17 protein-coding genes are annotated in these 22,554 nt (G+C 45.1%); 4 read left to right on the top strand and 13 right to left on the bottom strand.

The features are described from left to right. Nucleotides 1-54: 54 nt before the first annotated feature. The 8 genes from LAY57_RS07875 to LAY57_RS07840 form a co-directional block, all read right to left on the bottom strand. Nucleotides 55-891 (bottom strand): glycosyltransferase family 2 protein, encoded by an 837-nt coding sequence (locus LAY57_RS07875; RefSeq protein ID WP_249065857.1) that lies wholly within the window; start codon nucleotides 889-891, stop codon nucleotides 55-57. 33 nt (nucleotides 892-924) lie between these two features. Next, entirely contained in the window at nucleotides 925-1,749 is an 825-nt protein-coding gene (locus tag LAY57_RS07870; protein ID WP_249065856.1) for a class I SAM-dependent methyltransferase, read from the bottom strand. A gap of 7 nt (nucleotides 1,750-1,756) precedes the next feature. After that, a complete protein-coding gene (locus LAY57_RS07865; protein WP_249065855.1) occupies nucleotides 1,757-2,929 on the bottom strand; it encodes a glycosyltransferase family 4 protein in 1,173 nt (390 codons plus the stop codon). Next, nucleotides 2,913-5,156, bottom strand: coding sequence for a CHASE2 domain-containing protein (locus LAY57_RS07860; RefSeq protein ID WP_249065854.1), 2,244 nt, complete (start codon nucleotides 5,154-5,156; stop codon nucleotides 2,913-2,915). Before LAY57_RS07860 ends, LAY57_RS07865 begins: the two co-directional genes overlap by 17 nt. Before the next feature lie 34 nt (nucleotides 5,157-5,190). Continuing rightward, nucleotides 5,191-5,967 (bottom strand): DUF928 domain-containing protein, encoded by a 777-nt coding sequence (locus LAY57_RS07855; RefSeq protein ID WP_249065853.1) that lies wholly within the window; start codon nucleotides 5,965-5,967, stop codon nucleotides 5,191-5,193. A 123-nt stretch (nucleotides 5,968-6,090) separates the two neighbouring features. Then, nucleotides 6,091-9,057, bottom strand: coding sequence for a CHAT domain-containing protein (locus LAY57_RS07850; protein WP_249065852.1), 2,967 nt, complete (start codon nucleotides 9,055-9,057; stop codon nucleotides 6,091-6,093). Between the two features lie 86 nt (nucleotides 9,058-9,143). Beyond that, on the bottom strand, nucleotides 9,144-13,040 hold the full coding sequence (locus tag LAY57_RS07845; protein ID WP_249065851.1) for a two-partner secretion domain-containing protein: 3,897 nt from the start codon (nucleotides 13,038-13,040) through the stop codon (nucleotides 9,144-9,146). Between the two features lie 105 nt (nucleotides 13,041-13,145). Then, the gene (locus LAY57_RS07840; protein WP_249065850.1) at nucleotides 13,146-13,691 is read right to left on the bottom strand and encodes a hypothetical protein; all 546 of its coding nucleotides are present in this window, start codon (nucleotides 13,689-13,691) and stop codon (nucleotides 13,146-13,148) included. Between the two features lie 341 nt (nucleotides 13,692-14,032). On the opposite strand from LAY57_RS07840, the gene ubiG reads away from it, so the two are divergent. From ubiG to LAY57_RS07825, 3 genes are all read left to right on the top strand, one after another. Further along, the gene (gene ubiG / locus LAY57_RS07835) at nucleotides 14,033-14,788 is read left to right on the top strand and encodes a bifunctional 2-polyprenyl-6-hydroxyphenol methylase/3-demethylubiquinol 3-O-methyltransferase UbiG (RefSeq protein ID WP_249065849.1); all 756 of its coding nucleotides are present in this window, start codon (nucleotides 14,033-14,035) and stop codon (nucleotides 14,786-14,788) included. An 85-nt stretch (nucleotides 14,789-14,873) separates the two neighbouring features. Next, on the top strand, nucleotides 14,874-15,755 hold the full coding sequence (locus LAY57_RS07830; protein ID WP_249065848.1) for an alpha/beta fold hydrolase: 882 nt from the start codon (nucleotides 14,874-14,876) through the stop codon (nucleotides 15,753-15,755). Nucleotides 15,756-15,900: 145 nt separating this feature from the next. After that, nucleotides 15,901-16,626, top strand: coding sequence for a response regulator (locus LAY57_RS07825; RefSeq protein WP_249065847.1), 726 nt, complete (start codon nucleotides 15,901-15,903; stop codon nucleotides 16,624-16,626). A 4-nt stretch (nucleotides 16,627-16,630) separates the two neighbouring features. Here the strand turns inward: LAY57_RS07825 and LAY57_RS07820 are convergent, their stop codons facing one another. The 5 genes from LAY57_RS07820 to LAY57_RS07800 all read right to left on the bottom strand — a co-directional run bounded on the left by LAY57_RS07820 (nucleotide 16,631) and on the right by LAY57_RS07800 (nucleotide 21,287). Then, the gene (locus LAY57_RS07820; RefSeq protein ID WP_249065846.1) at nucleotides 16,631-17,017 is read right to left on the bottom strand and encodes an NlpC/P60 family protein; all 387 of its coding nucleotides are present in this window, start codon (nucleotides 17,015-17,017) and stop codon (nucleotides 16,631-16,633) included. Between the two features lie 105 nt (nucleotides 17,018-17,122). Further along, nucleotides 17,123-17,551 carry a beta-carboxysome assembly chaperone CcmS gene (gene ccmS, locus LAY57_RS07815; RefSeq protein ID WP_338022372.1) on the bottom strand — a complete coding sequence of 143 codons (429 nt, stop codon included), beginning with the start codon at nucleotides 17,549-17,551 and terminating at the stop codon, nucleotides 17,123-17,125. A gap of 31 nt (nucleotides 17,552-17,582) precedes the next feature. Next, nucleotides 17,583-19,340, bottom strand: a complete 1,758-nt coding sequence (locus LAY57_RS07810) for an ABC transporter ATP-binding protein (RefSeq protein ID WP_249065900.1) — start codon at nucleotides 19,338-19,340, stop codon at nucleotides 17,583-17,585. A 385-nt stretch (nucleotides 19,341-19,725) separates the two neighbouring features. Further along, nucleotides 19,726-19,992: a ribbon-helix-helix domain-containing protein gene (locus LAY57_RS07805; protein WP_249065844.1), complete on the bottom strand. Its 267-nt coding sequence runs from the start codon at nucleotides 19,990-19,992 to the stop codon at nucleotides 19,726-19,728. Nucleotides 19,993-20,084: 92 nt separating this feature from the next. Next, nucleotides 20,085-21,287 (bottom strand): RNA-guided endonuclease InsQ/TnpB family protein, encoded by a 1,203-nt coding sequence (locus LAY57_RS07800; protein WP_249065843.1) that lies wholly within the window; start codon nucleotides 21,285-21,287, stop codon nucleotides 20,085-20,087. A gap of 185 nt (nucleotides 21,288-21,472) precedes the next feature. Between LAY57_RS07800 and LAY57_RS07795 the strand changes: the two genes are divergently transcribed. After that, on the top strand, nucleotides 21,473-22,525 hold the full coding sequence (locus LAY57_RS07795) for a saccharopine dehydrogenase family protein (protein WP_249065842.1): 1,053 nt from the start codon (nucleotides 21,473-21,475) through the stop codon (nucleotides 22,523-22,525). Nucleotides 22,526-22,554 lie beyond the last annotated feature (29 nt).

The following is a 22,554-nucleotide window of genomic DNA, read 5'->3' as shown; positions in this document are numbered from 1 at the left end:
TCTTCCCCCAGATTTGAGTATTTTCAATCTTTTTTTTAATTCAAAAGTTGGCTTTTAATTTTTATGCCAGCGTCTTTTTGCTTGAGTTATAAGTTTAGGTAAATTCCACACCAAATTTTGATTGAAATTAGAGTATCGTATACACGATAAAATATACTTTGCTGCCAGCCCTGGATTAGGCTTAAAGAAAAAATTGAAACAAAGGCTGGCATAAAGCTGGCTTTCTATTACACTGATGTTATTTCGTCTTGTCAAAATAGTTTGATCGGCATAGTGTTTAATTAATGCACCTGGTATACAACGACTGCGAAACCCGTGGTAGTAAAGGTAGGCTCCAAACTCTAAATAGCTAGATCCAAACGGAAACCATTCCACCATTCTGTGCCCTCGGTCAAAAACTTCCTTGGGATAAATTGTAGCGCCATCAGCGATCGCCCAGTTATCATCAACATCTGTGACTGAACCAGCCACTCCCGATGGATATAATTGGGTTGCTGTTTGGGAAGTTCCACAATACTCACCATTGATAAAGCCCATTTCTCCAGTTGTCCAGATGGATTTGGGATCAAACCAAACAGCTTCCATACACTGCTCCATATGTCCTTCGGGAAGGAGATGATCGTCATCCATCGTGCGAATATGGGTTCCTTTGCAAGCTAGGGCAGTGTAATTGCGATTGGCGTATAGGCCGCGCTGGGGGCCTTTTATATAGCGGCAGTCCCAATACTTTGCCAATGCTTCTGTTTTGGGTGCTAGTTCTGGATCGGAATCATCGGACACGACTACTTCAAAAGGTTGAATGCTTTGCGATCGCAAACTTTTTAAACAACGCTCCAAACTCTCTGGTCGATTTCGCGTCACCAAAGCTATACTTAAGCTAATTTCACCCAATTTTCCCCCCCATTAAATGGTAATGTTACTTATTTAATCTACTATTTTTTTGCTAAACACAGCTTCTACTGTATCACCCATATTTAACTTTTTCACCCCCCATTTTAGAAGTTTTTTTACTGGGTAAAGATAATCTTTTCTAGTATCATAATGTACCGGACAGCAAAACTTAGATATTTTAAATCCGTGCTGACCGAGTAACTCAATTAAAGTCTTTTCTGTAAAATGCCAAAAATGTTCTTGAGGATACCATCCAGCCCAGTTGGCAGACCTGACAAAAACCGAGTTGTATCGGGGTACTGTTACATAAAATATGCCATTTGGCTTAAGCACTCTCCAAATTTCATCTAGTGTCTCTGGCAATTTGGGGATATGTTCAAGTACGTGATGAGCTTGTATTACATCAAAGTAGTTAGATGGAAAATTGCATTCGTCCAGATACATATTTCTGATATCTCTACCTACGCTACTTCCATAAGCTGCGGCATTACTTAATATTTCTACTCCCATAGACTCTTTGACTCCAATCTGTGCAGCCATCTCAACTAGCTTACCAGTGTAACAACCTATTTCTAGTATCTTTGTAGAGGCATTTAAATAGGGCTTTATTCGGCGAATTCTATAAAAAAGCTCTTCAATAGAAACGCTATATCCATCCTCATGTATTTCCACTTCATTAGCCATTTCATTGTTAGAGCCAACTGCCATAGGCGGTGGATTTGTTATAACAATTCCACATTTCAAGCATTTTAGGGCTTGAAATGGTACGGCTTTTCCATTGGGGGTAAAATAGGAATAATCGCCCTCAATAACTATGTCAAACTTTTCCGAACCGCAAATACATATAGGATTGCCCATTGTAGTTTTAACCCTTAAAATAAACCTTGTTCTTTTCGGATGATAGGTAAGTAAATATTTTAGTAATTTCTTTACAGTTTAAGACAGCATCAAATTGTTTTTTGGCAATTTCTCTGCCAGCCTTACCCATTGATAATCTTAGATCGGGATCGTTAATCAACTTGAGGAGCGCTGCTCGCAAAGCTGCCCGATCGCCCGCTTTCACCGTAAACCCATTCACCCCATTCTGCACTAATTCTGGAACAGTCATAACTGTAGTGCCAATACAGGGCAAACCCGCTGCCATCGCTTCTGTGAAAACTATTCCATAAACTTCCTCGTGAGTAGGCATTACAAATATATCTGCTGCTGCATAGAGTTTGATAATTTCTGGAGAAAATGCACTCACACCTCGATGGATTTTTACATTATGTATTACAGGTAAGTTTACAGCAGCATTAGTAACAATGTCAAGCTCGCAAATATTGCTGAGATTCTCCAAAAAGACGGCTAGCAGATCTTCCCCTCCTTTACGTATAAAGTCATTGCCGACAAATAGCAGGCGAGGCTTACTCTGGGGATCTCTTGGGGTTATGCCAGCGAAAAGCTCTAAAGGCACACCAGGGTGAATATTAGTAACCTTTGTCGGTGAAATACCGTAATCATCAATTACAGAGCGTCGCGATCGGTCTGACCAGGTGATAATATGGGCTGCTGCTGCAAAACATTTACGCTCTACTTCTACGAGCGGTTTATAAGTAATAGCCGATGGGAATGGATGCTCAGTTGTCAGTAAAGCTGCGGTATAGTCAAGTGAAACTACTGAGGGGATCTGTTTAAATAGGGGGGCGGCAAGGTAGGCAATTGCTTGGGTATGAATATGAAGAACATCAGGCTGATAATTCTTTAAAGCGCGTTCTAAACAGCGACGGGCAAAGAAGGAAGTAGCTAATTCGGTACGAAATCTGTGAAAGTCATAATCAATTTTATCAGATCCTGGTAACTGTTTGCTGAGCAGCCAGTATAAGATTCTACCCGGTAAGTCGGTCTTAAAGTAATCAGTTAGATGTAACGAATTAAATTCAACTTCTGGAATATAATCCCGAAAAGTTTTCTCTAATATGTTTTGATATGTAACGTGCCCCATTATATAATGATTGAGGCTCAAAACTTTAATTGTTTTTTTAGTAATGTGAGACATTTTTATGATAAATCTGGTTAAGTAATCCAGCCACTTCCGGTGCAATGTTGGTAAAGACGATGTAATAATTTCCATCCCCTTCTTTGATTTTTCTCAAAACTTTGCCATATATATCTCCGCTGACGGTTGTTTCATCGGTTCCTATTAATAAGTTTATTTTGATATTATCTTCCCGTGGCTTGAGTATATTATCCGAACGTAGTTCAGCCCCTTTGATTGACAACTTGACTAAGGTTCCTTTGTAGGTATTGCCATCAATATGCTTCTCTTTCAGAATGCCGTATTCTACGGGTAATTCCTCTTTTAGTTTAACAAGTAAATCTTCTTTTTTGGGCAATTTGAGGTTGTACTTGCCACCGATTCCCCCGACTTCGTGGATGGTGATAGGCTCGTTAAAGCCTTTTGGTTTTGCCGGGAAATCCCCGTCTATTTGTAGGATGTCGCCTACATCTTTGAGGGTAGCTTCGGAAATCATAATTTCGCCGCCTAAAGTATATGTCTCGATGCGGGCAGTTAGGTTGACATGACTGCCAACTACACCATATTTGGCGCGTTTGTCCGAGCCTATATTTCCTACTACTACTTCACCTGTGTTGATCCCAATACCCATTTCTATTTTTGGTAAGCCCAAGCGTTCGTTTTTTTGGTTAACTTCGTCCATAGCCAGTTGCATTGCTATGGCACAAGCTACTGCCCTTTCGGCATCATTTTCTCTTTGAGTTGGGGCTCCAAAGAGAACTAAAATCGCATCGCCGATAAATTCGTCAATGGTTCCCTGGTATTTGACGATTTCATCGGCCATTGCCCCCAGATAGATATTTAACATGGAAACTACTGTTTCTGGTGGCAATCGTTCTGATACGGCTGAAAAGCCTCTTAAATCGGACATCAGGATAGTTATCTTACGCCTCTCTCCGCCCAACCTCAATCCTGACGGTGATTCCAGGAGACTGGCTACTACTTCATCGGTGAGGTAGCGACTAAAGGTTTGACGAATTTCTCCTGCTGTACGGGCTATGTAACTGGTGATGACGATCGCAGATCCTGCCATTGCCAATACTGGTGGAACCACAGGAATCCACCAACCTTTTAGAAATGCGAGGTAGCCGACTACAAAGATACCTCCCACAACTAAAAACATACTAGCCGTTCTCCGGGGAGAGAACTTGGCAACACCTTTTTTGTACCGCCCTTGCCAACTCAAAATAGCGCCGACAGTGGAACCGCTCAAAATCCACAACCACTCCAACCACTCAGGCCAAGTTTTGATTAAGGGTCGATTATCTAGTGCTGTACTCAAGATCATACTGGTTAAATTGGCATGGACTTCTACGCCAGAAGTACGTTTGGGTATGCCAAGCAGACTGCTACTGTAAGGAGTGTATAACAAATCGTTGAGACTTTCTGCCGTTGAACCGATCAAGACGATCCGATCGCGCATCAAGTCTGACGGTATGCGATTCTCCAATACATCCATGATCGACACGATCTTAAAGCTTGCGGCTGGCCCGCGAAAGTTCAACAACAACTGGTAGCCTCTGGCATCAGTGCGTACATAGCCGCCATCATTTGCCTCAAAAGGAACAAACACGGCTTTACCCAATTGCAAATAATCTTGATTGACAGCAGCAGCTTTAGGTGTAATTCCTTTTTTTTGTAGATAAATATTAGCCAGTCTCAGTCCCAAACTTTCTATTGTTCGATCGCCTTGTGAGATATACAGAAAATGCCGACGGATCTTGCTATCTGTATCCAATGGCAGATCGTTAGCGCTTACTTGAAATAGGGCTTCTAGTTCTGGTGGTGGCTGTACCGCAGGGCCTCCCGCACCTCCAACCATTTTCTTGATGGCAATCAAGTTAGGCGTAGTCTTATACAGATTTACCAATTGCTTATGTCCGGGTTCTACAGGCAAATCGCGATAGATATCCAAACCAATTGCTACAGGCTGCTGTTTTTTGATTTTATTTAGTAAGTTAGCCAAGACATCATCGTGAATCGGCCACTGCTTTAATGTTTGCAGGTCTGTCTCGCTAATTCCGACAATAACAATGCGCTCGTCGGCCCTTTCCTGGGGACGTAGGCGAAAAAACTGGTCGTAAGCTGACCATTCCGATAGCTGGAACAATCCTGCCAAGCGCAAAGCGATCGTTAATCCAGCTACAGTAGGAGCTGTAATTAATACCCCGCGCCATTCCCAAATTTGCTGTCTTAGCTTTGACCACATAAAACTTGCAGGTAATTCGGAAAAAGTTAATTAATTACCTGTTGGCCGTGCAGCAGTCAACCAGGGGCTTTTCAACTATTGGATCTAAATCGGCTGACTTCAGGAGCTTTTCCCACTGGTCTGCTAGGGTCGAGTCATCAGGATTGGCGCGGCGCAGCTCGGCTAAGGTTGTCAGAGAGTCCTGCCATAGGCCCGCTGCTGCATATAGGGCCCAGCGATCGCTGGGTTCTGCCTTCTCAAGTTCCTTGACTAGAGTTGGGCTAGCTTGGGTTCGCTCGATCCATCCATCTACAATAATATTCCCACTTTTGTCTCCAGAATCTTCAGATGGGCAAACCATTGTCAAGTACCAGTGATACATTTTGCCCACTGCTAGAGGCGGTAATTCGCGCTTGGGGAGGGTCAACCTAATCACACCGGGGGTACTGGGAATGGGCAAAGTTTTTTTGACTAGCCTATTTTCGTTGGCATCCCGCAGCTCGAATTCCAATGCCTCTGCCTTAGATGAAGGGATATCCCAATATAATGTGGGATATTCTGCGATCGTCAGCCCCAAGTTATTTGCAGGCATCAAAGATCTTAAAAGTCCTGAGTTTTCCAAGCATCCCCCCCGCGTTGCGCCGCCCGCAGTTGTACGGGGTGCCTCTCGATTGGGAGGTATGTATGTCTGACTTACTTGCCAGGCACGGGGGGATGTTTCAGTTATGGTGGGCCGATCGGACTGTGCTGGCAAGCTAGGAACGATCGCGGTTTCTAAACTCAAGGTTACTGTAAGGATGGCAGCGGATAGAGGTAAATTCATCCAAGTCATAAAACCTCACGGAAGTAGGGAATTTTAGATTTTAGATTTTAGATTTCAAAACTTTTATTGCAAGATCGTCTTAGGGCTATTGAAAGCTCCACCATAGCTGTCCTGGGCTTGGTGGCGGGTAGTTTACAGCCAATTTCCTACCAGCACAAATGCCGCCCAGTAATACGGATGCTTGTAGGTGGGATTGTTGAGTAGATTCAGCTGGGCGCGGCGGAGGGATTCCGCTTTACTGACTCCAGGTTGAGCTAGCTCTCGGTAAAATAAAGTCATCAACTCGGAAGTGGCCTCGTCGTTGACAGACCACAGGGAAGCGATCGTACTCCTTGCACCAGACCGCACTGCCATTCCTGCCAGTCCCAGGGCAGCTCGCTTGTCTCCTGTGGCAGTCTGACAGGCGCTGAGAACGAGCAATTCGATCGGCTTCCGTTGGCCTTGAACTCTGACTTCCAGTAATTCATCGAACTGTTTGACGTTGATTTTGTTATCCCAGGTGAGAATAAACGTATCCTCCGCATTGGAACTAAACTGGCCGTGAGTTGCCAGGTGAACCACCGGGAAAGCAGCATCCTTAATCTCTTTTTTGAGGCCAGCGCTAGTGAACTGTCCATCTAGAAGTAAAGTACTCCTTACTTCGGCGCTGATTTGGCTCAATTCGGTTTTTACAGCAGGCAATGCCGAAAAGTTTTGACGAGCTTCGGTGAGTCCGCCAGTTAATACCCTGAAAGACTTTTGTGTCAAAACTTTGGGCTCTAGAAGTTGCAACCCAGGAGTCACCGCAATCCGGTACTTTTCTAGTAAGAATTGAGTACCATCGTTGAGGATAGCCATTGGCAGATTCCGCATTAAACCATCTGGCACAAATACGAGGGTTTGTATTCCGTTTCTGGCTAGGTCTGCCTGGGCCGGACGAATCAGCCAATCGTAGAATTGTTGGGAAAGGCTCAAACGCTTCTGGGTGGAGCCGACGGGGCTGAGGGATTGACGCAATTGGTCTATGCTAACTTCGACTCGATCGCCGGATATGGGGGTGGCGTAGTGGCGGAGGGGCTGGTTGGGTATGCTGAGAATTACTTCTAATCTGTCTGGCAGGATGATTGGATAGATGACTGCTGCTGTGGGGTCAACTCGATCGATCTGGACTGGTTTGGCGTCTAAACAAGATTCTTGAAAGAAGTTGTCTAATTCGGCCAGTTGTAGAGATTCTAAGACGTTACGGGCTTGAGCGATTCGATTTTGGATTTGGCGCGAAGTGGGCGTCTTGGCGGTTCCCGTCACGATGCCCACCGAAGCACCAGAGGATTTTGGATTTTGGATTGGTAAGGGAGAGTTGGTATTTGGGGATCTTGTTTCTTCGGTTTCCTCTTCTGGTGAAGCTTGTAGGAGGAGTCCGACTAATTCTCGGTAGACGGGTTCGACGCTATCGCGAAAGGAGAATTGCAGGTCTCGATCGATCGCAACTAAATCGCTACGCAATGATTGTAAGGTGTTGACTGCTTCGGTGTAGGCGGCGATCGCATTTTCGATCTTTCCCTGCTTTTTGTAGAGTCTTCCCAACTGCCATTGCCACTGGTAGGCGATGTCCCCGGCGTTAATTGCTTGGGCGAGCAGTAAGGCTTGCTCGGTCAATTTTTGGCCGTGGGACAGTTGTTGGTTTTCTTGATATAAGTTACCCAGATTGCCCAGAGCATAGCTTTTGGCGCGTGGGTCTTGGAGGCTTTCTCCCTGTTGCGCTGCTGTTGCTAATAACTGTGCCATGTCCTGTCTCAGTTGTTCTCGATCGGCAATTGATAAATTATCGCTTATTTCCGATATTTTTTTCAGGCTTTGAGCTAAGTTAATCTTGGCATATATACCGGCACGACTGGGCGGTAAGTTAGTAATTTGGGGCTTGATTCGAGCGAGCAAGGTTTTGGATAAAGCCAGATGTTTTTGTTCTAGTAAAAGGCTGAGTTGATTTAGTTGAGATTGGATTCGCGTCAGGTCGTTATTGGATACTTCTTCGGCTTCTTGATAATATTTTATGGCGGCAGCTGCATCCTGTAGGTTGCGGGATGTGTTGCCTAAACTCAGCAGGGTTTCTCCTAGATCTGAGGTGGATTGCGATCGTTTTCCTATCTCCAAACTTTGCTGCAATACTTGACGGGAACGATCTAATTTACCAACTTGTCTGAGAGTGTTACCGAGGCTGCGTAATCCGATTGCTTTAATGAGGGAGTCTTGTTCTTTTTGAAGGGTTTGTTCTATTTGCTCCAATGTGGTGGAGGCGCGACGATAAAGCCCCAAGACTTGCATTGCTTGGGCTTGGTTAATCTGGCTACCAATAACTCCGGCCCGATCGCCTGAAGAGCCATAAGCGGCAGCAGCTTGTTGCCAAATAGATAAAGCTTCTTCGGCATTTCCCTGCGCCAATTCCAAATTACCTTTGGCGTTTAATGCTTGAGCCAAAATCGTTGTGCGATCGGAGTTTGAGTCTTGGGAATTTAAGATATTTAAACTTTTTGATATTGCTTCTCTTGCTTCGTTCCACTGTCCGAGTTGCTGAAGAGCTAACGACAGCATTGTAGATGCTCTTGCCTGGTTGAGTGTCTCTTTTTTATCTGCAAACTTTGATGCCGCTTCCTGCCAAACTTTTGCCGCCTTACTAAATTGTCCTGCTTCGTAAAATGTTTTTCCTTGTTGCAGCAAATCTTCTTGAGTGCTGAGTGCTGAGTGCTGAGTGGGGAGTGGGGAGTGGGCAGTGCTGAGTGCTGAGTGGGGAGTGCTGAGTGGGAAGTGCTGAGTGCTGAGTGCTGAGTGCTGAGTGGGGAGTGGGGAGTGCGAAGTGCTGAGTGCTGAGTGGGGAGTGCTGAGTGGGAAGTGCTGAGTGCTGAGTGCTGAGTGCTGAGTGCTGAGTGGGGAGTGGGAAGTGCTGAGTGCTGAATGCTGAGTGTTGAATTCGGTGACGGGTTTAACCAAAATCTGAGATTGTTTGGCTCGATCGTTAAAAATGGTATTATTTTCGGTGGAGATAGCTGGTAGGCTAATGGTTGCAGACAAAGCCAAGATAAATAAAGCGAGCGAGAGGAAGTAGGAGCGGCGAATTATAAACATAATTTTATAATTTTTGGGGTAGAGTTTAAATTATTGAGGTTTTAATTTTAATTTAAATATTGTTTATTGAAACCTCAAAGTTAAAATTAGTTACAGCCCGGTGGCGTCAATGCCGGACTGCTGGGCGTGACGGATGACGTTTGGGCGGTTAGTACTATTTTGCCATCCGCAGTTCTCACCCATCCTTGGGCTTCGACAATGCGATCGGGCCTACTAAACTGCGAATTCCGACTTGGCGATGGGGAATTCTCTTGGGTTGGCTGAGATGTTCGCAAATCTACCCAAACTCCCTCACTGTTGAGGTAATTATTGGGACTTGGCGGCAGCCCGGAGCGTCCTGTGACGGTAAATTGGTTGCTGTTGCGGCGGGCACAGCTTTTGGCAACTTGATTTTCGGTATCGACAGTTTGGACTGACAGCTCTACCAATCCTTGGCTGGGATCGACATCAGGGGTATTGATTGTTACTTCCCCATTCAGGGATGGGTCTAATTCGGATGTGGCAGTGATGTCGCTAGTTGTGTCGTTTCGTATTTCCCGCCGCGCTATCCCAAAAACTCCCGTGGCATTGATTTGGATGTAACCGCCTCTGCCGTTGTTGGCGTTGGCAAAGATGTCGCCATTTGCTAAGCCGACGAGATTGCTTGCGTTAATTGTAATATTGCCGCCATCTCCAGGGCCTGCTGCGGTGGCTGCGGATGTGGTAATGTTGCTGTCTCGACGCAGAAGCAATAAGTCTTGTACCTGTAGGTTAATATTACCGCCTTTACCGGATAGTTCGGTTTCGGCTGCGATCGATCCTTGGTTATTAAACTGGAGGTTGCGAGCAGTAACTTGGATGTCGCCTGCTGCGCCTGTTCCAGAGCTATTGCTTTCGATCGAGCCTTTATTACTGAGAAAAACATCACCGCTGGGGACTTTAATGATCGCGTTACCAGCTTTTCCCGATCCAGAGGTGCTAGTTTCCAGCGCCGCACTGTCAGTTAAAGAGAATAACCGAGCGTTGATGTTAATGATGCCGCCATTACCATCAGCTTGTTGTGTGTCGCTCAAGATTGTGGTTGAATTGCCTGCTATTTCTACAGAACCATCAACATCAATATTTATGTTGCCTGCATCGCCTGTGCCAAAGGTGCCAACATCTAATCTAGAACCATCGGTCAAGGCAAAAGATTCAGCTTTAATCTCTACATTTCCAGCGTTTCCATCTCCAAAGGTGCTGCTTACGAGCCGAGTGTTATCGCTTAATATAACCGATCGGGCTTCGATGTTAATTTCGCCGCCATTACCGCTGCCGTTTCCTTTTGTTACGAGTTCTGGTTCGGAGCCTGTGTAAATAGAGCTATTTGCGATCGACAGCGTGTCACCAGCTGTTACAAATACGCTTCCAGCTTCTCCTTGTTCAGAGGTGGCGCTGGAGATGGAGGCTTTGTCTGCGAGCGCGACTGTGTTACCTGCTTCAATTATGACGTTTCCAGCTGTTCCGGCTCCTTTGGTGCTTGCTGATAAGCTGCTGCTGGGGCCATTGGTATCAAATCTGCTGGCAGCTTCTTCATCCGGCAATACATTTTGCACTTGCTGCAATAGATCTTTCAGTTGGCTCAATCGATCGTCGTAATTTGGGTCTATGCCAGAAATGGTAACGCTGTCGTTGGCACTGATGGAGATGCTACCTGCTTTACCAGTGCTGTAGGTTGTTGTGAGGATTTGTCCACCACCCGTTATTGCCACCGAGCGATCTGCAACGACTCTAATATCACCTCCGTTGGCACTACTTTTAGAACGGGCACTCAAAACTCCTCCATCTGATATTGTTAAGTTGCCAGTTTGGATTTCAATATAACCGCCTTCACCGCTGTCTGCGTTGTTTGTATCGGTAAACAATCCGCTAGATTTTCCGCCTTGAAGATTTTTAACGGTAAGATCTTCAAAGATTTCTTCAATTATTTGGAATGGACTGGTTCCAGAAATTGTGACGCTATCGGTAGCATTCACGATCATATTTCCTGCGTTTCCGGCTCCAGAAGTTGTGGCTTCCAGTCGAGAGCCACCTGTAACCGAAAGAGAGCGCGAATTGATAATAATGTCACCACCAACGCCAATCCCAAAAGTATTCGTACTCAGTTGGGATTCATCTGATAGGGAGATGTAATCGGCCAACATAAAAATAGCACCAGGTTGATTTCTCGCAGTTTCAGAAGTACCAAACCCAGAAAAAGTATCTGCTGTGAGCTTGCTTTTGTCGATCGCGATGTTTTTAGCTGATACAAAAATATATCCTGCTGTGCCGCCAAAAACAGAACCATTGTTTTTGGGCTCGGTATCGGTGTCGTTGTTGAACCTATAGGCATCGCTGGAGATGGTACTGTTATTTGCAATAGCGATCGTATCGCCAGCTTCAATAAATACGTAACCAGCATTCCCCGTACCAAGGCTACTGCTTTCTATGCTAGCGCCATCAATGTTCATGCTATCGATCGCATTCACAGCGATATTTCCTGCGTTTCCGTCTCCAAACGTATTGGCTTCTACTGTAGAGCCGCCTGTTACTGAAAGGTAATTTCCCTGAATGTTAATGTCACCACCAGCACCAGGGCCAAAAGTACTGGTACTCAGTTTAGCCTCATTTGATAACAAGATTGATGGGGCATTTATGTCAATAGCACCTGTATTACCAGAGGTATCCATGCCGCCAAAGTTCTGGGCGGCGATCGAGCTATTATTATCAATGGCGATCGAGTTACCGGCTTTTATAGAAACGAATCCGGCAATTCCCCCAGATTTTTGCTTGTCGTTGTAAGCATTACTCTCGATCGAGCTGCCATTGGCGAGGGAAATAAAGTCATCAATCTGTACAAATATGTTTCCGGCGTTCCCCTGTCCAAAGTTGCCAGCGTCTACTTGTGCCAAATTGTCAAGGGAAAGGGAACGAGCAATTATATTAATGTTGCCGCCATCAGCAGCGGTATCAAAATTAACGTTATTTTCAATTCGGCTGGACTCTATTGCGATCGATCCTGTCGCATTCAGCGTAATATCTCCCGCTTCGGTCGCCAGATTGCCTAAACTTGACTCTATCCCATTGGTAAGGAGGGTATTTCCCGAAATATCCAAATTTCTAGCGTTGATGGTAATATTACCGCCACCTGAGCCGATAACGTTAATTGCGGCTCCATTGGTGAAGAAGACATCGCCGCGGTCCGTTTCGGAGGGGAAAGTCAAACTGCGATCGGAATTTATTTCGACTGTTCCTTGCGCGATCGCACCCAACTCAACTCTACCCCCCGGTGCCTGCAAAATCCCACCATCCAACCTTACCTCTCCCCCCACAAGCGTCAAGGTATTCCCCGGTTTCACTTCCAAGGGATTCAACTCGCTTTCAAATGCTTTTACCAGGCCCACTCCCGACTGACCTTTCCCTTCTACGACAATACTCCCCGTCGTCTGACCGAATTGCAAGCCCACAGGCACGCTCACCGTCAGCAGCGGTGGTGTTTGTGTAGCGCTAGTGCCTAGTTCGCTGCCGTCGGCAAACTTCAGGCTACGCGCCGTACTCGCCAGAAACGAGCCATTAATATCCAGACGCGCATTAGGGCCAAAAATAATCCCATTCGGATTGAGCAAAAAGAAATTGGCGATGCCATTAGCTCGCAGCAAACCATCTATTCTGGAAATTGAACCACCCGTCACCCTGGTGATGATATTTTGGATATCCAACCCGTTGTTGAAAAAGGCCGTACCGTTGGTGGGTATGGAAAACTCCCTAAAGCTGTGGAACAAATTGCCACCGGCGCTAGTTCCACCCGTGATGACGTTGGTATTGCCTTCGGGACTCACGATGGAGTTGACTGGGAGGCTGCTATCTGGTATAATTTGCGCCACTGTCGAAGCAGGAACAAGTAAAAAGGCAAAAGGCAAAAGAAAGAACTTTTGAGCTTTGCTTTTTAACTTTTGACTTGCCGAAAGGTTGGTGGATAAAGCCATGACGGTCGCAAACTTCAAGTGGGCGCGGTCTACGTAGTGTAGTGTGATGTTTTAGTCTACCTTAAAACAGTCGCTAGAGATAAAACCATCGAATAACCAATAAGTTTAAGTAACTTCAGCCCATTGCTGCCACACTAGCAGATCGGGGTTAGCCTTGACTCTAATGTCATACTGTTTCATCTTTTCCAGCAGCAACTGCACGCCCTGCCTATGGTTACGATGTCTGCTTGTAAATATTATCCTTTGTTGTTTTGTAGATTCTGAGGAATACACCCAGATACAAATTTCTCTAATCTCTGAGGGTAATCCTATGCGATTGGGTTCCCATCCCAACTCAACACTTAGCACTTCTCTCCAAGTAAATACTTTCAGGGGTTTCCAAACTCCTTGATATCGAATCCCAGCTTCGTTGATTTCAATGCAATCCCATCGCTGCATTTGAAATATAAATACTCCCAACCACGGAGAAAGTAAGAAAAAACCAAAAATTAGGATTTGCAAAGGTTTTAGCTCGCTATTCACGGAGAAAATAACGAATAAAATTAATAACAAAACTAAGCAAATTAAGCTGCCTATTTTCGCTCTTTTTTTAACCATACATAGTTCTTGATAAGTTGTTCCCACGTAACAAATTTGCGGTCTAGGTTTCATGGTAGTTAGATTCCATCATATTTGTTCGCCAACTGCTACTAAGGGATTGACAAAAAATCAACTTATCCCTATTCGTTCTTGTCGAGAGTGGGTCAGGGGGCAAAGGTGCCTCGCCGGTAACTGGGTAGGACGGGCGAGACGCCCATCCCACAAGAAGTTGTTGGATATTTTTTATTTGTTTCGCCCCACTAGCCCCCCAAATCTGGAGGGAACAGGAAGCAAGATCTCCCAGATTGGGGGATCTTGCTTCCTGTTCTGTTAGTTCGTCATTACAAAGAGTGTAGAATATTAGGAAGATAATCTGCAATCCCAAATTAGATTTCTAGAAAATAGTGAGAAAAATGAAGAAAAACGACTTGGAATTTTATGACTTGAATGCGAATAATTGGTGGGAAGAAGACTCAAAAATTTATGCTCTTTATCATCTGAATAAACCACGGTTTGATTTTTTCGATCGCCATGTGCCAAATTGGCAGGGTTTGAAAGCGTTAGATGTCGGGTGTGGCGGGGGTTTTTCCTGCGAATTTATGGCAGATAGGGGTGTAGAAGTATCAGGGATCGATCGCTCGGCTAAATGTATAGAAAAAGCACAAGAACACGCGGTTAAGCGGGGAATCAAAATTGACTACAAGTATGGATTGGCAGAAGAGATGCCTTATGAAAACAACACATTTGATGTAGTGGTATGTGTTGATGTTTTGGAGCATATTGCCGACCTAAACAAAGTTATTTCGGAAATTCACAGGATTTTGAAGCCCAATGGTTTGTTTTTCTTCGATACAATAAACAGAAATTTTAAATCAAAATTTGTGATGATTTGGCTGATGGAAAATATCTTGCGTGAAATTAAACAAGGCGTTCACGATTGGAGAAAGTTCATTAAACCAGAGGAACTTACCGATTTAATGAAGGAACGGGGTTTTACGGATATAGATATCAAAGGTTTTGATATGTTTGGTGAAGCTTTAAAGCTTAATTGGGCTAGCTATAAAGAATTCAAAAGCACAGGAGTAGTAAAAGTAAAAATTAATGATGATACTTCAGTGATGTATATCGGCAAAGCAGTGAAACAGTGCTTTTTGAGTGCTGAGTGCTGAGTGCTGAGTGAAGATTCTGACTCAGCACTGAAGAAGTGCTGTTTTGTAAGAGAGATGCGATCGCTTTTATGGTAAACTGAAAATCATGTTTGCCAATTTTCTCCCGTATTTAGTCGAGCAACTGACAGAACCCGCATCAATTGCTCTTGCTCAGAACATCCAGCGTCAGGCAGTAGCAACTCCTTTGAGCGAAGAATCGATCGCAACCACCTACGTTCGTCAGGGTGACGGCGAAGGGCCGATCGTGTTACTCCACGGCTTCGATAGTTCGATATTCGAGTTTCGCCGCCTGCTGCCGCTTCTAGCCGCCAATAACGAAACTTGGGCGATCGATCTCCTGGGTTTTGGGTTTACGGAAAGGGTTGCTGGATTGCCGTTTAGCCCAAGTGCGATCGCGACTCATCTATACTATTTCTGGAAAACGCTGATTGAGCAGCCGATTATTTTAGTTGGGACTTCGATGGGAGGCGCAGCTGCAATTGATTTCGCCCTTACTTACCCACAAGTAGTCAAAAAGTTGATACTAATTGATAGTGCTGGCTTTGCTAAGCCGCCTGCTATTGGGAAGTTTCTGTTACCGCCTCTCGGTTATCTGGCTACCTCCTTTTTGCGTAACCCCAAAGTCCGTCAAAAAATTAGTATAAACGCTTACCATGATGAAAAATTGGCTTCTTTAGATGCTCAACTGTGTGCGGCATTACATTTAGAAATGCCCCTGTGGAGTGAAGCTTTGATTGCTTTTACTAGAAGTGGCGGTTACGGATATTTTGGCGATAAACTGGCACAAATTGTGCCGCCAACCCTGATTTTGTGGGGGGAACGCGATCGCATTTTGGGTACTGCTGATGCGGGGAAGTTTGAGAAGGCGATCGCAAATAGTAAATTAATCTGGATCGAAGATTGCGGGCACGTCCCTCACCTGGAAAAGCCCCAAATCACCGCCCAGCACATTTTAGACTTCAGATAGGTAACCAGGCATTTCAGGGAAATTACTGAGGAAACGATAAGAAATTGAGGAAAAGTGGGTAACTTTGATGTAATAACCGGAAGTCGAATCTGCGTATATTACCCAAAATCCTCAAAATTTCACCCCAGTACCCAGGTAGCGAATTATGAGTACAGTTCTAGTTGTGGAAGACTCTCGCAGCCAGCGGGAGTGCATCTCGCACCAACTAGCGTGGAGTGGACTCGACGTTATCCAGGCGTCTGATGGTGTCGAAGCACTGAAGAAAATTCAGAAAAACAGTCCCGATCTAGTTTTACTAGATGTCGTGATGCCCCGGATAGATGGCTACAATGTTTGCCGTCTGCTCAAAGCCAACCCCCAAACCAGAAATATACCTGTAGTATTTTTAACAGTAAAGGTGCAACAGTTGGCTCTTTACGGAGGTATAAAACTTGCAGAAGCATACATTGGCAAACCTTGGCAGCCGAGAGAACTAATTGGCACGGTAAAACGAGTGTTACTGGGCGCTAAAAATTGGGCTGACAGCGCCTCTGCGGATGCCTGGACTGAATACGGTGTTTTAAACCTAAATTTGATTAAACTATACGAATGCCGTGCCGATGCCTGGACAAAATACGGTTTACAAATTACCATGTTTTACGAAGATGCTCTTGCTGCTTTTGAGCAAGCATTGCAGATTAATGCAAATCACTCGGATGCGACTAAATACCGGGCTAATCTTGAAAAGGACTGGGCTATTTTGCTGCAAAAGTTAGACCAAACTAAGCCTTGTCACGTTTGTCACTATTACTATGGTAAGGACGGGATAAACTGTGCCTTATATCCATTCGGCCCTCCTGAAGAAATGTGTCGCGATTGGGATTTTAAGTAAGTTGCTAGTAAGAAGCATTAATTAAACCCCTGCGAACTAAACCAGAACAATCGATTCCGAATTTGTTCTCGCCACCCCAAACATATTTAGTTCCTTCGTAGTAATTGAGTTCTTGTACGTAGGCTTCGCGCAGAGTGCTTCCCTTGACCTCGTAACCGGGCAAGATAGTTATGCCGCTAACGATCGAAGCTAGGCAAATGCAGCATAATCTAATAACTTTTCGATTCCAGAATAAAAATATAGCTCCTAGCCAAAGGAAAAAACCAAGTATGACAATTGCTAATCGAAAAATGCCATAGCCGATCGGGTACAGAAGTAATATGATGAACAGAAACAAAGCCCAATTCCACAAGACGAATACGTAACGCCGCTTGACTTTTGTAAATAGCATTTCTGCTGCTCCAGTATTCTATTAAACCCTTGTCATCAATGTCCTAGAGCTAAGCGCCGTTTCATATTCGACTTTGCAAATGAGTATTATTAATCACCTAAATGTTCAACACTTGAGCTGTTCGCACATCCGCTGCTCTAACCGTTCTAACAATGTATTCACATCCGTGGCAGCTTGCTCAAAGCAAACTGGTGGTGGGGGTTCCGGTTCAAACTGAACTAGCTTGATTTGAGCGTTTCCTATGCCGATAAGGAGAACTTCTTGTTTGGGATTATGAGCATCCAAAATTCCCAAGATCTCCTGAAGCTGGTTATCAACTTTGTGATTGAGTGCTTCAATAGCTGGTCTGGCACAATAGATAAAATGCGGCTTTGGTTCGAGATCGATCCCCAGAGTATTATTGTCGCTCTCTCCTCGTTGCACAAATAATCCCCAAGCTAAAGCAGCCAATTCTTGCTGATTTGCTTTGACGAATTCGTTTAACTGGCTTCGCCAGCTATTTTCACCCCGATCTGACTGGGTAGTACTAAACATTACCATTGTCTGCTTTCCGTCGTTGCCAATATCATTTCAAACCCGACTGCACTCGCCACAAGCTAGCATAAATCCCCTGTTGCTGGAGCAGTTCTTCATGTCGTCCCGATTCTACTAATTTGCCATGTTCCATCACATAGATACTATCGGCGTTGCGGACGGTGGAGAGCCGATGGGCGATCGCGATCGTAGTCCGATTTTGGGTAATTCGTTCCAGAGATCGCTGAATAGCCGCTTCTGTCTCATTATCCACTGCCGACGTAGCCTCATCGAGTATCAGAATTGGTGGATTTTTCAAAACAGCCCGTGCGATCGCAACCCGCTGCCTTTGCCCGCCCGATAACTTCTGCCCCCGTTCACCCACAATGGTGTCATAACCTTGTGGCAGTTGCATGATAAAGTCGTGAGCTTCGGCAATTTTAGCTGCCGCTCTTATTTCTTCAAAAGTAGCATCAAAACTACCATAAGCAATATTTTCTGCCACAGTGCCATGAAATAAGAATACATCCTGGCTGACTAATCCGATACACGATCGCAAATCTTTTAGCTTTAGCTCTCGCAATTCGATGCCATCCAGGGTAATTGTTCCCGCTTGAACCTCGTAGAGCCGCAACAGTAATTTTACCAATGTACTCTTGCCAGATCCAGTGGAACCGACGATCGCGATCGTTTTCCCGGCGGGGATGTGGAGGGAAAGATGCTCCATGACTGGCTTGCGCCCATTGTAGGCAAAAGTCACATCCCGCAGCATCAACTCGCCCCGCACCTGAGCGATTGGCAAGGGTCTATCTCCAGTATCAATAGCAATTGGTGTGTCCAAAAGATTCATCACCCTATTGGTAGATGCCATTGCCCGTTGATACTGGTCAAATGTATCTCCCAATCTTGTCAAAGGCCAGAGCAAGCGCTGAATTAGGAAAACTAATACGCTGTAAGTACCCACAGACATTTTGCCGTTAACCGCTTCCATACCGCCATAAAGCAGCAATGCCGTGAATCCTGCCAGAATGATCATCCGAATTAAGGGGACAAAGGCAGCAGAAAGCGCGATCGCACGGCGATTGCTTTGCCGATAACCGTCGCTTTCCATCCCAAGACGCCTTGCTTCGTATTCCTCTGCCGTATAGCTTTTAATCGTCATCATTCCCGACAGATTATTCGCCAACCGACTGTTGAGGAGACCCACCTTTTCGCGTACATCCGCATAGCGGGGGGCAAGTAGTCCCTGATAATATACCGATCCCCAAACTATCAACGGCATGGGCAGCATTGCCATCCACGCCACGCTGGGTGCCAGGATAAAGTAAGCGCCGCCAATAATTATCACCGTTGCGGAAACTTGGATTAGGTCATTGGCTCCCACATCCAAAAAACGTTCTAGTTGGTTGATATCATCGCTGAGGATAGACATCAACCCGCCCGTACTGCGCTCTTCAAAATAGGCGATTTCCAGTTCTTGGATATGGTTATAGGCATCTAGGCGCAATTCGTGCTGTATTTTCTGAGCCAGATTCCGCCATAATCGAGCGTAAGCGTACTCAAATACCGATTCCAGTATCCAAATGATGGCCGTGAGGATGGACAGAATTAAGAATTGCCCAAAGGTATCTTTGACACCCCAACCAGCAATGATGGAATCCTTTTGGTTCACCACGACATCCACGGCAATGCCAATTAAGGCGGGTGGTGCCAAGTCGAAGATTTTATTGAGGATGGAACAGCCAGTTGCCAGCCAAATTTGCTTTTGATAGTCTTGCCCGTAATCAATTAGCCGCTTGAGGGGATGCACGGAACTGGAGCGCTTCCCCCTAGAGGATGATTTGCCAGGAGTGATAGCTTTGATAAATTGTTTGAGCTTGAGCGGAATTGACACTAGATTTAATTTGAACCTACTTTTATATTACCGTTCCTAAAAATGTGCGATCGTTTGGGCAAAGGGAAAGTGCGATCGCACACGCTTGTTGGTTGCTCCCATCGATGGAGTTGTGGAGTGACTCAGTTTATGACTCAATGTTGCGATCCAATCATACGCCCTTCAAAAGGGAGAAAGAAAGGGTTGTGAGGGAGCGATCGCACGGGTGTTGTCAACCCCATATTCCTTGTTTAAATATCTTCCTCTTCTGAGTCAAACAATTCTTTTAGATTGCGCGAATCATGCACTACCCGGAGAATTTCTAAAGTGTTAACTGACGCGCTTGGCGTAATTTTTCTTGCAACTGAGTTACCACTACCTCCCCATCAATTCCTTCCCCTCGTCTGAGTTCCTCAATGGCTACATCCACTTTTTCCCGTGTTTCTTCTACCCAAGTTCTATCCTCTCGATCTCGTCGCTCTAATAATTCTAAAGCCGCACTAATTACTTCATCAGCATTGTTATATTTACCGCTGTTGAGTTTTTGTTGGATTAACTCTGCTTGTTCTGGTTTTAAAGTGATGTTCATATTTGTTAATTCCTCGATATAATCGATAATTGTGGTAGATAGTTGAAATCAAAGCCCAGTCGAAACAGCATCTTGACACTCTCCCGTCACAGCTACGCTGTGACGGGAGATTCTTGCTTCACAGAGGATTGCTTTTTGACGCTTGCGCCACCGAGTCTTACACCCTCTCCACAAGCTTGAAATACCGATTGTCCATCGGTATTTGTTGACAGTATCCTCAAACCTTCTTCCCTGATATTCTTTGCTGCGTTCTCATCTCTATCATGGTGGTTTTGGCAATTCGGACAAACCCATTCGCGAACACTTAAGTTTAGTGAATCGTTTTTAAACTTGCAGCAATTACAAAGCTTTGTACTAGGGAAGAATCTGTCAACCTCAACTAACTTCCCTCCCTCTCTTTCCAGTTTGTAGCTCAATAAATTTAGCAACATCCCGAAACCAGCGTCCAATATTGACTTAGCTAATTTGGTACGTGCTAAACCTTTTATACAAAGGTTTTCAGCCACAATGACTTGGTTTTCGTCAACGAACTTTCGTGAGAGTTTGTGCAGGAAGTCAAGTCTAGTATTAGTGATTTTTTCATGGACTCTAGCCACCCTCTTAACTTGTTTCTTACGGTTGTTAGAGCCCAGATTTTTTCTAGACAAAGATTGTTGCCTTCGTCTTAACCGTTTGGCATATTTTCTTGTCGGTTTGATTGGATCGACTTTGTAGTACTTTTCTCCATCAAACACAGTCACAAAACTGGTTAATCCCAGGTCAATCCCTGAAATTTTACCTGTTTTGGCATTGTTAAACTCCTCAGTCTCAAACAAAATAGCGGCAAAATATTTATCTGTACTTGTTTTTGAAACAGTTACAGATTTGATTTGGCAACTTATAGTTTTGGTTAACTTAGCTTTAACAATTCCTAATTTGGGTAGCTTTACACCATTACCTTTAATTGAACAACTTTCAGGGTAACGAATTGATTGCTTGTTATGTTTGCTTTTGAATTTAGGAAATCTAGCCCGATGGTCAAAAAAGTTCTTGAATGCCGTCTCCAGATTTCTTAGTGATTGCTGTAATGTGCCAGCGGTAGCTTCTTGTAGCCATGAGTATTCATCAAGCTTCTTAAGTTGGGTTAAGTTTTTCGCCATGTCGCAGTAACTCAACCTTTTCCCCGTCTCCTGATACTGAGTGGTAGTTTTATTTAGGTAGTAATTCCAAACAAAGCGGCAACAACCAAAGTTTTTGGCTAAGGCTACTTGCTGTTCTTTGTTAGGATAAAGTCTTACCTTTAAAACGTTGAACATCAGTCAATCAAGGCTCAATTAATGCTATTATATGCTTACTGTATGTGAAAAATCAAGGTCAATCCGCATCGGATTCGCTACGCTCAATTTATTAGTAGGTCGCAATTCATCTCCCGTTACAACGAAGTTTAACGGGAGATGAATTGCTCCACTAAGATAGAAGTTAGGCAGTTACAGTAATTCTGATGTCATCAAACTTTTTGTTATACGGTGCCAACGGCTATACTGGTGCCCTGATTGCCAGACTAGCAGTACAGCGCGGACTTCGACCCATCCTAGCGGCACGAAATCCCGATAAGATTGCGCCGCTTGCAACAGAACTCAGTTTGGAATATCGCGCCTTCTCTCTGGATGATGAAGCCGCTGTAGACGAAGCTTTGGCGGATGTGCCAGCAGTACTCCACTGTGCTGGGCCATTTTCACGGACTTCTAAGCCAATGGTGGATGGATGTCTGCGGACAAAAACCCACTATCTGGATATTACTGGAGAAATCGGCGTATTTGAGGCGATCGCATCTCGCGATCCCGAAGCCAAAACCGCCGGAGTAATGCTACTCCCTGGTGTTGGTTTCGATGTCGTACCCTCAGATTGCCTAGCCGCACACCTCAAAAGACGCCTCCCAGATGCCAAGCGCCTTTCCCTCGCTTTTCAAACACAGGGAGGTGTTTCGCGGGGAACTGCCACCACAATGGTAGAAGCTCAGAATAAAGGAGGTTTGGTGAGGCGTGGCGGCGTTCTCACCCCCGTTCCCACAGCTTGGAAAACTCGCATCATAGACTTTGGAGAAGGCCCAATCGAAGCCACGACAATTCCTTGGGGCGATGTGTCCACAGCTTACTACAGCACCGGGATTCCCGACATCGAGGTCTATGCCGCATTTTCCGCTTCCACGCGCAAGGCGATGGTTCTGAGCCGCTATATTGGTTGGTTGCTAGCCTTACCCCCCGTGCAAGAATTCCAGAAGCGCCTGATTCAGAAACAACCGCCTGGGCCAAACGACTCTCAACGGACACAGGGTAGAAGCCTGCTGTGGGGAGAGGTGGAAGACAATGCTGGTAAAAAGTTAGTTTCTCGACTACAAGGCCCGGAAGGTTATACTCTAACAGCTATGACTGCTTTGGCGATCGCGCAAAATGTCCTGGCTTTCCAGGTGGATGTGGGTTTCCAGACCCCATCAAAGGTTTATGGAGCCGACTTTATCCTAGAAATCGAGGGCGTCGTGCGAGAAGATTTATAGCAAAGTGCTGAGTGATGAGTGCTTCTGGA

The sequence above is a fragment of the Argonema antarcticum A004/B2 genome (genome assembly GCF_023333585.1).
In the GTDB taxonomy this organism is placed as follows: Bacteria; Cyanobacteriota; Cyanobacteriia; order Cyanobacteriales; family Aerosakkonemataceae; genus Argonema; species Argonema antarcticum.
Note: the sequence above shows the minus strand (reverse complement) of the source record. Positions and strands in the feature narration are given on the sequence as shown.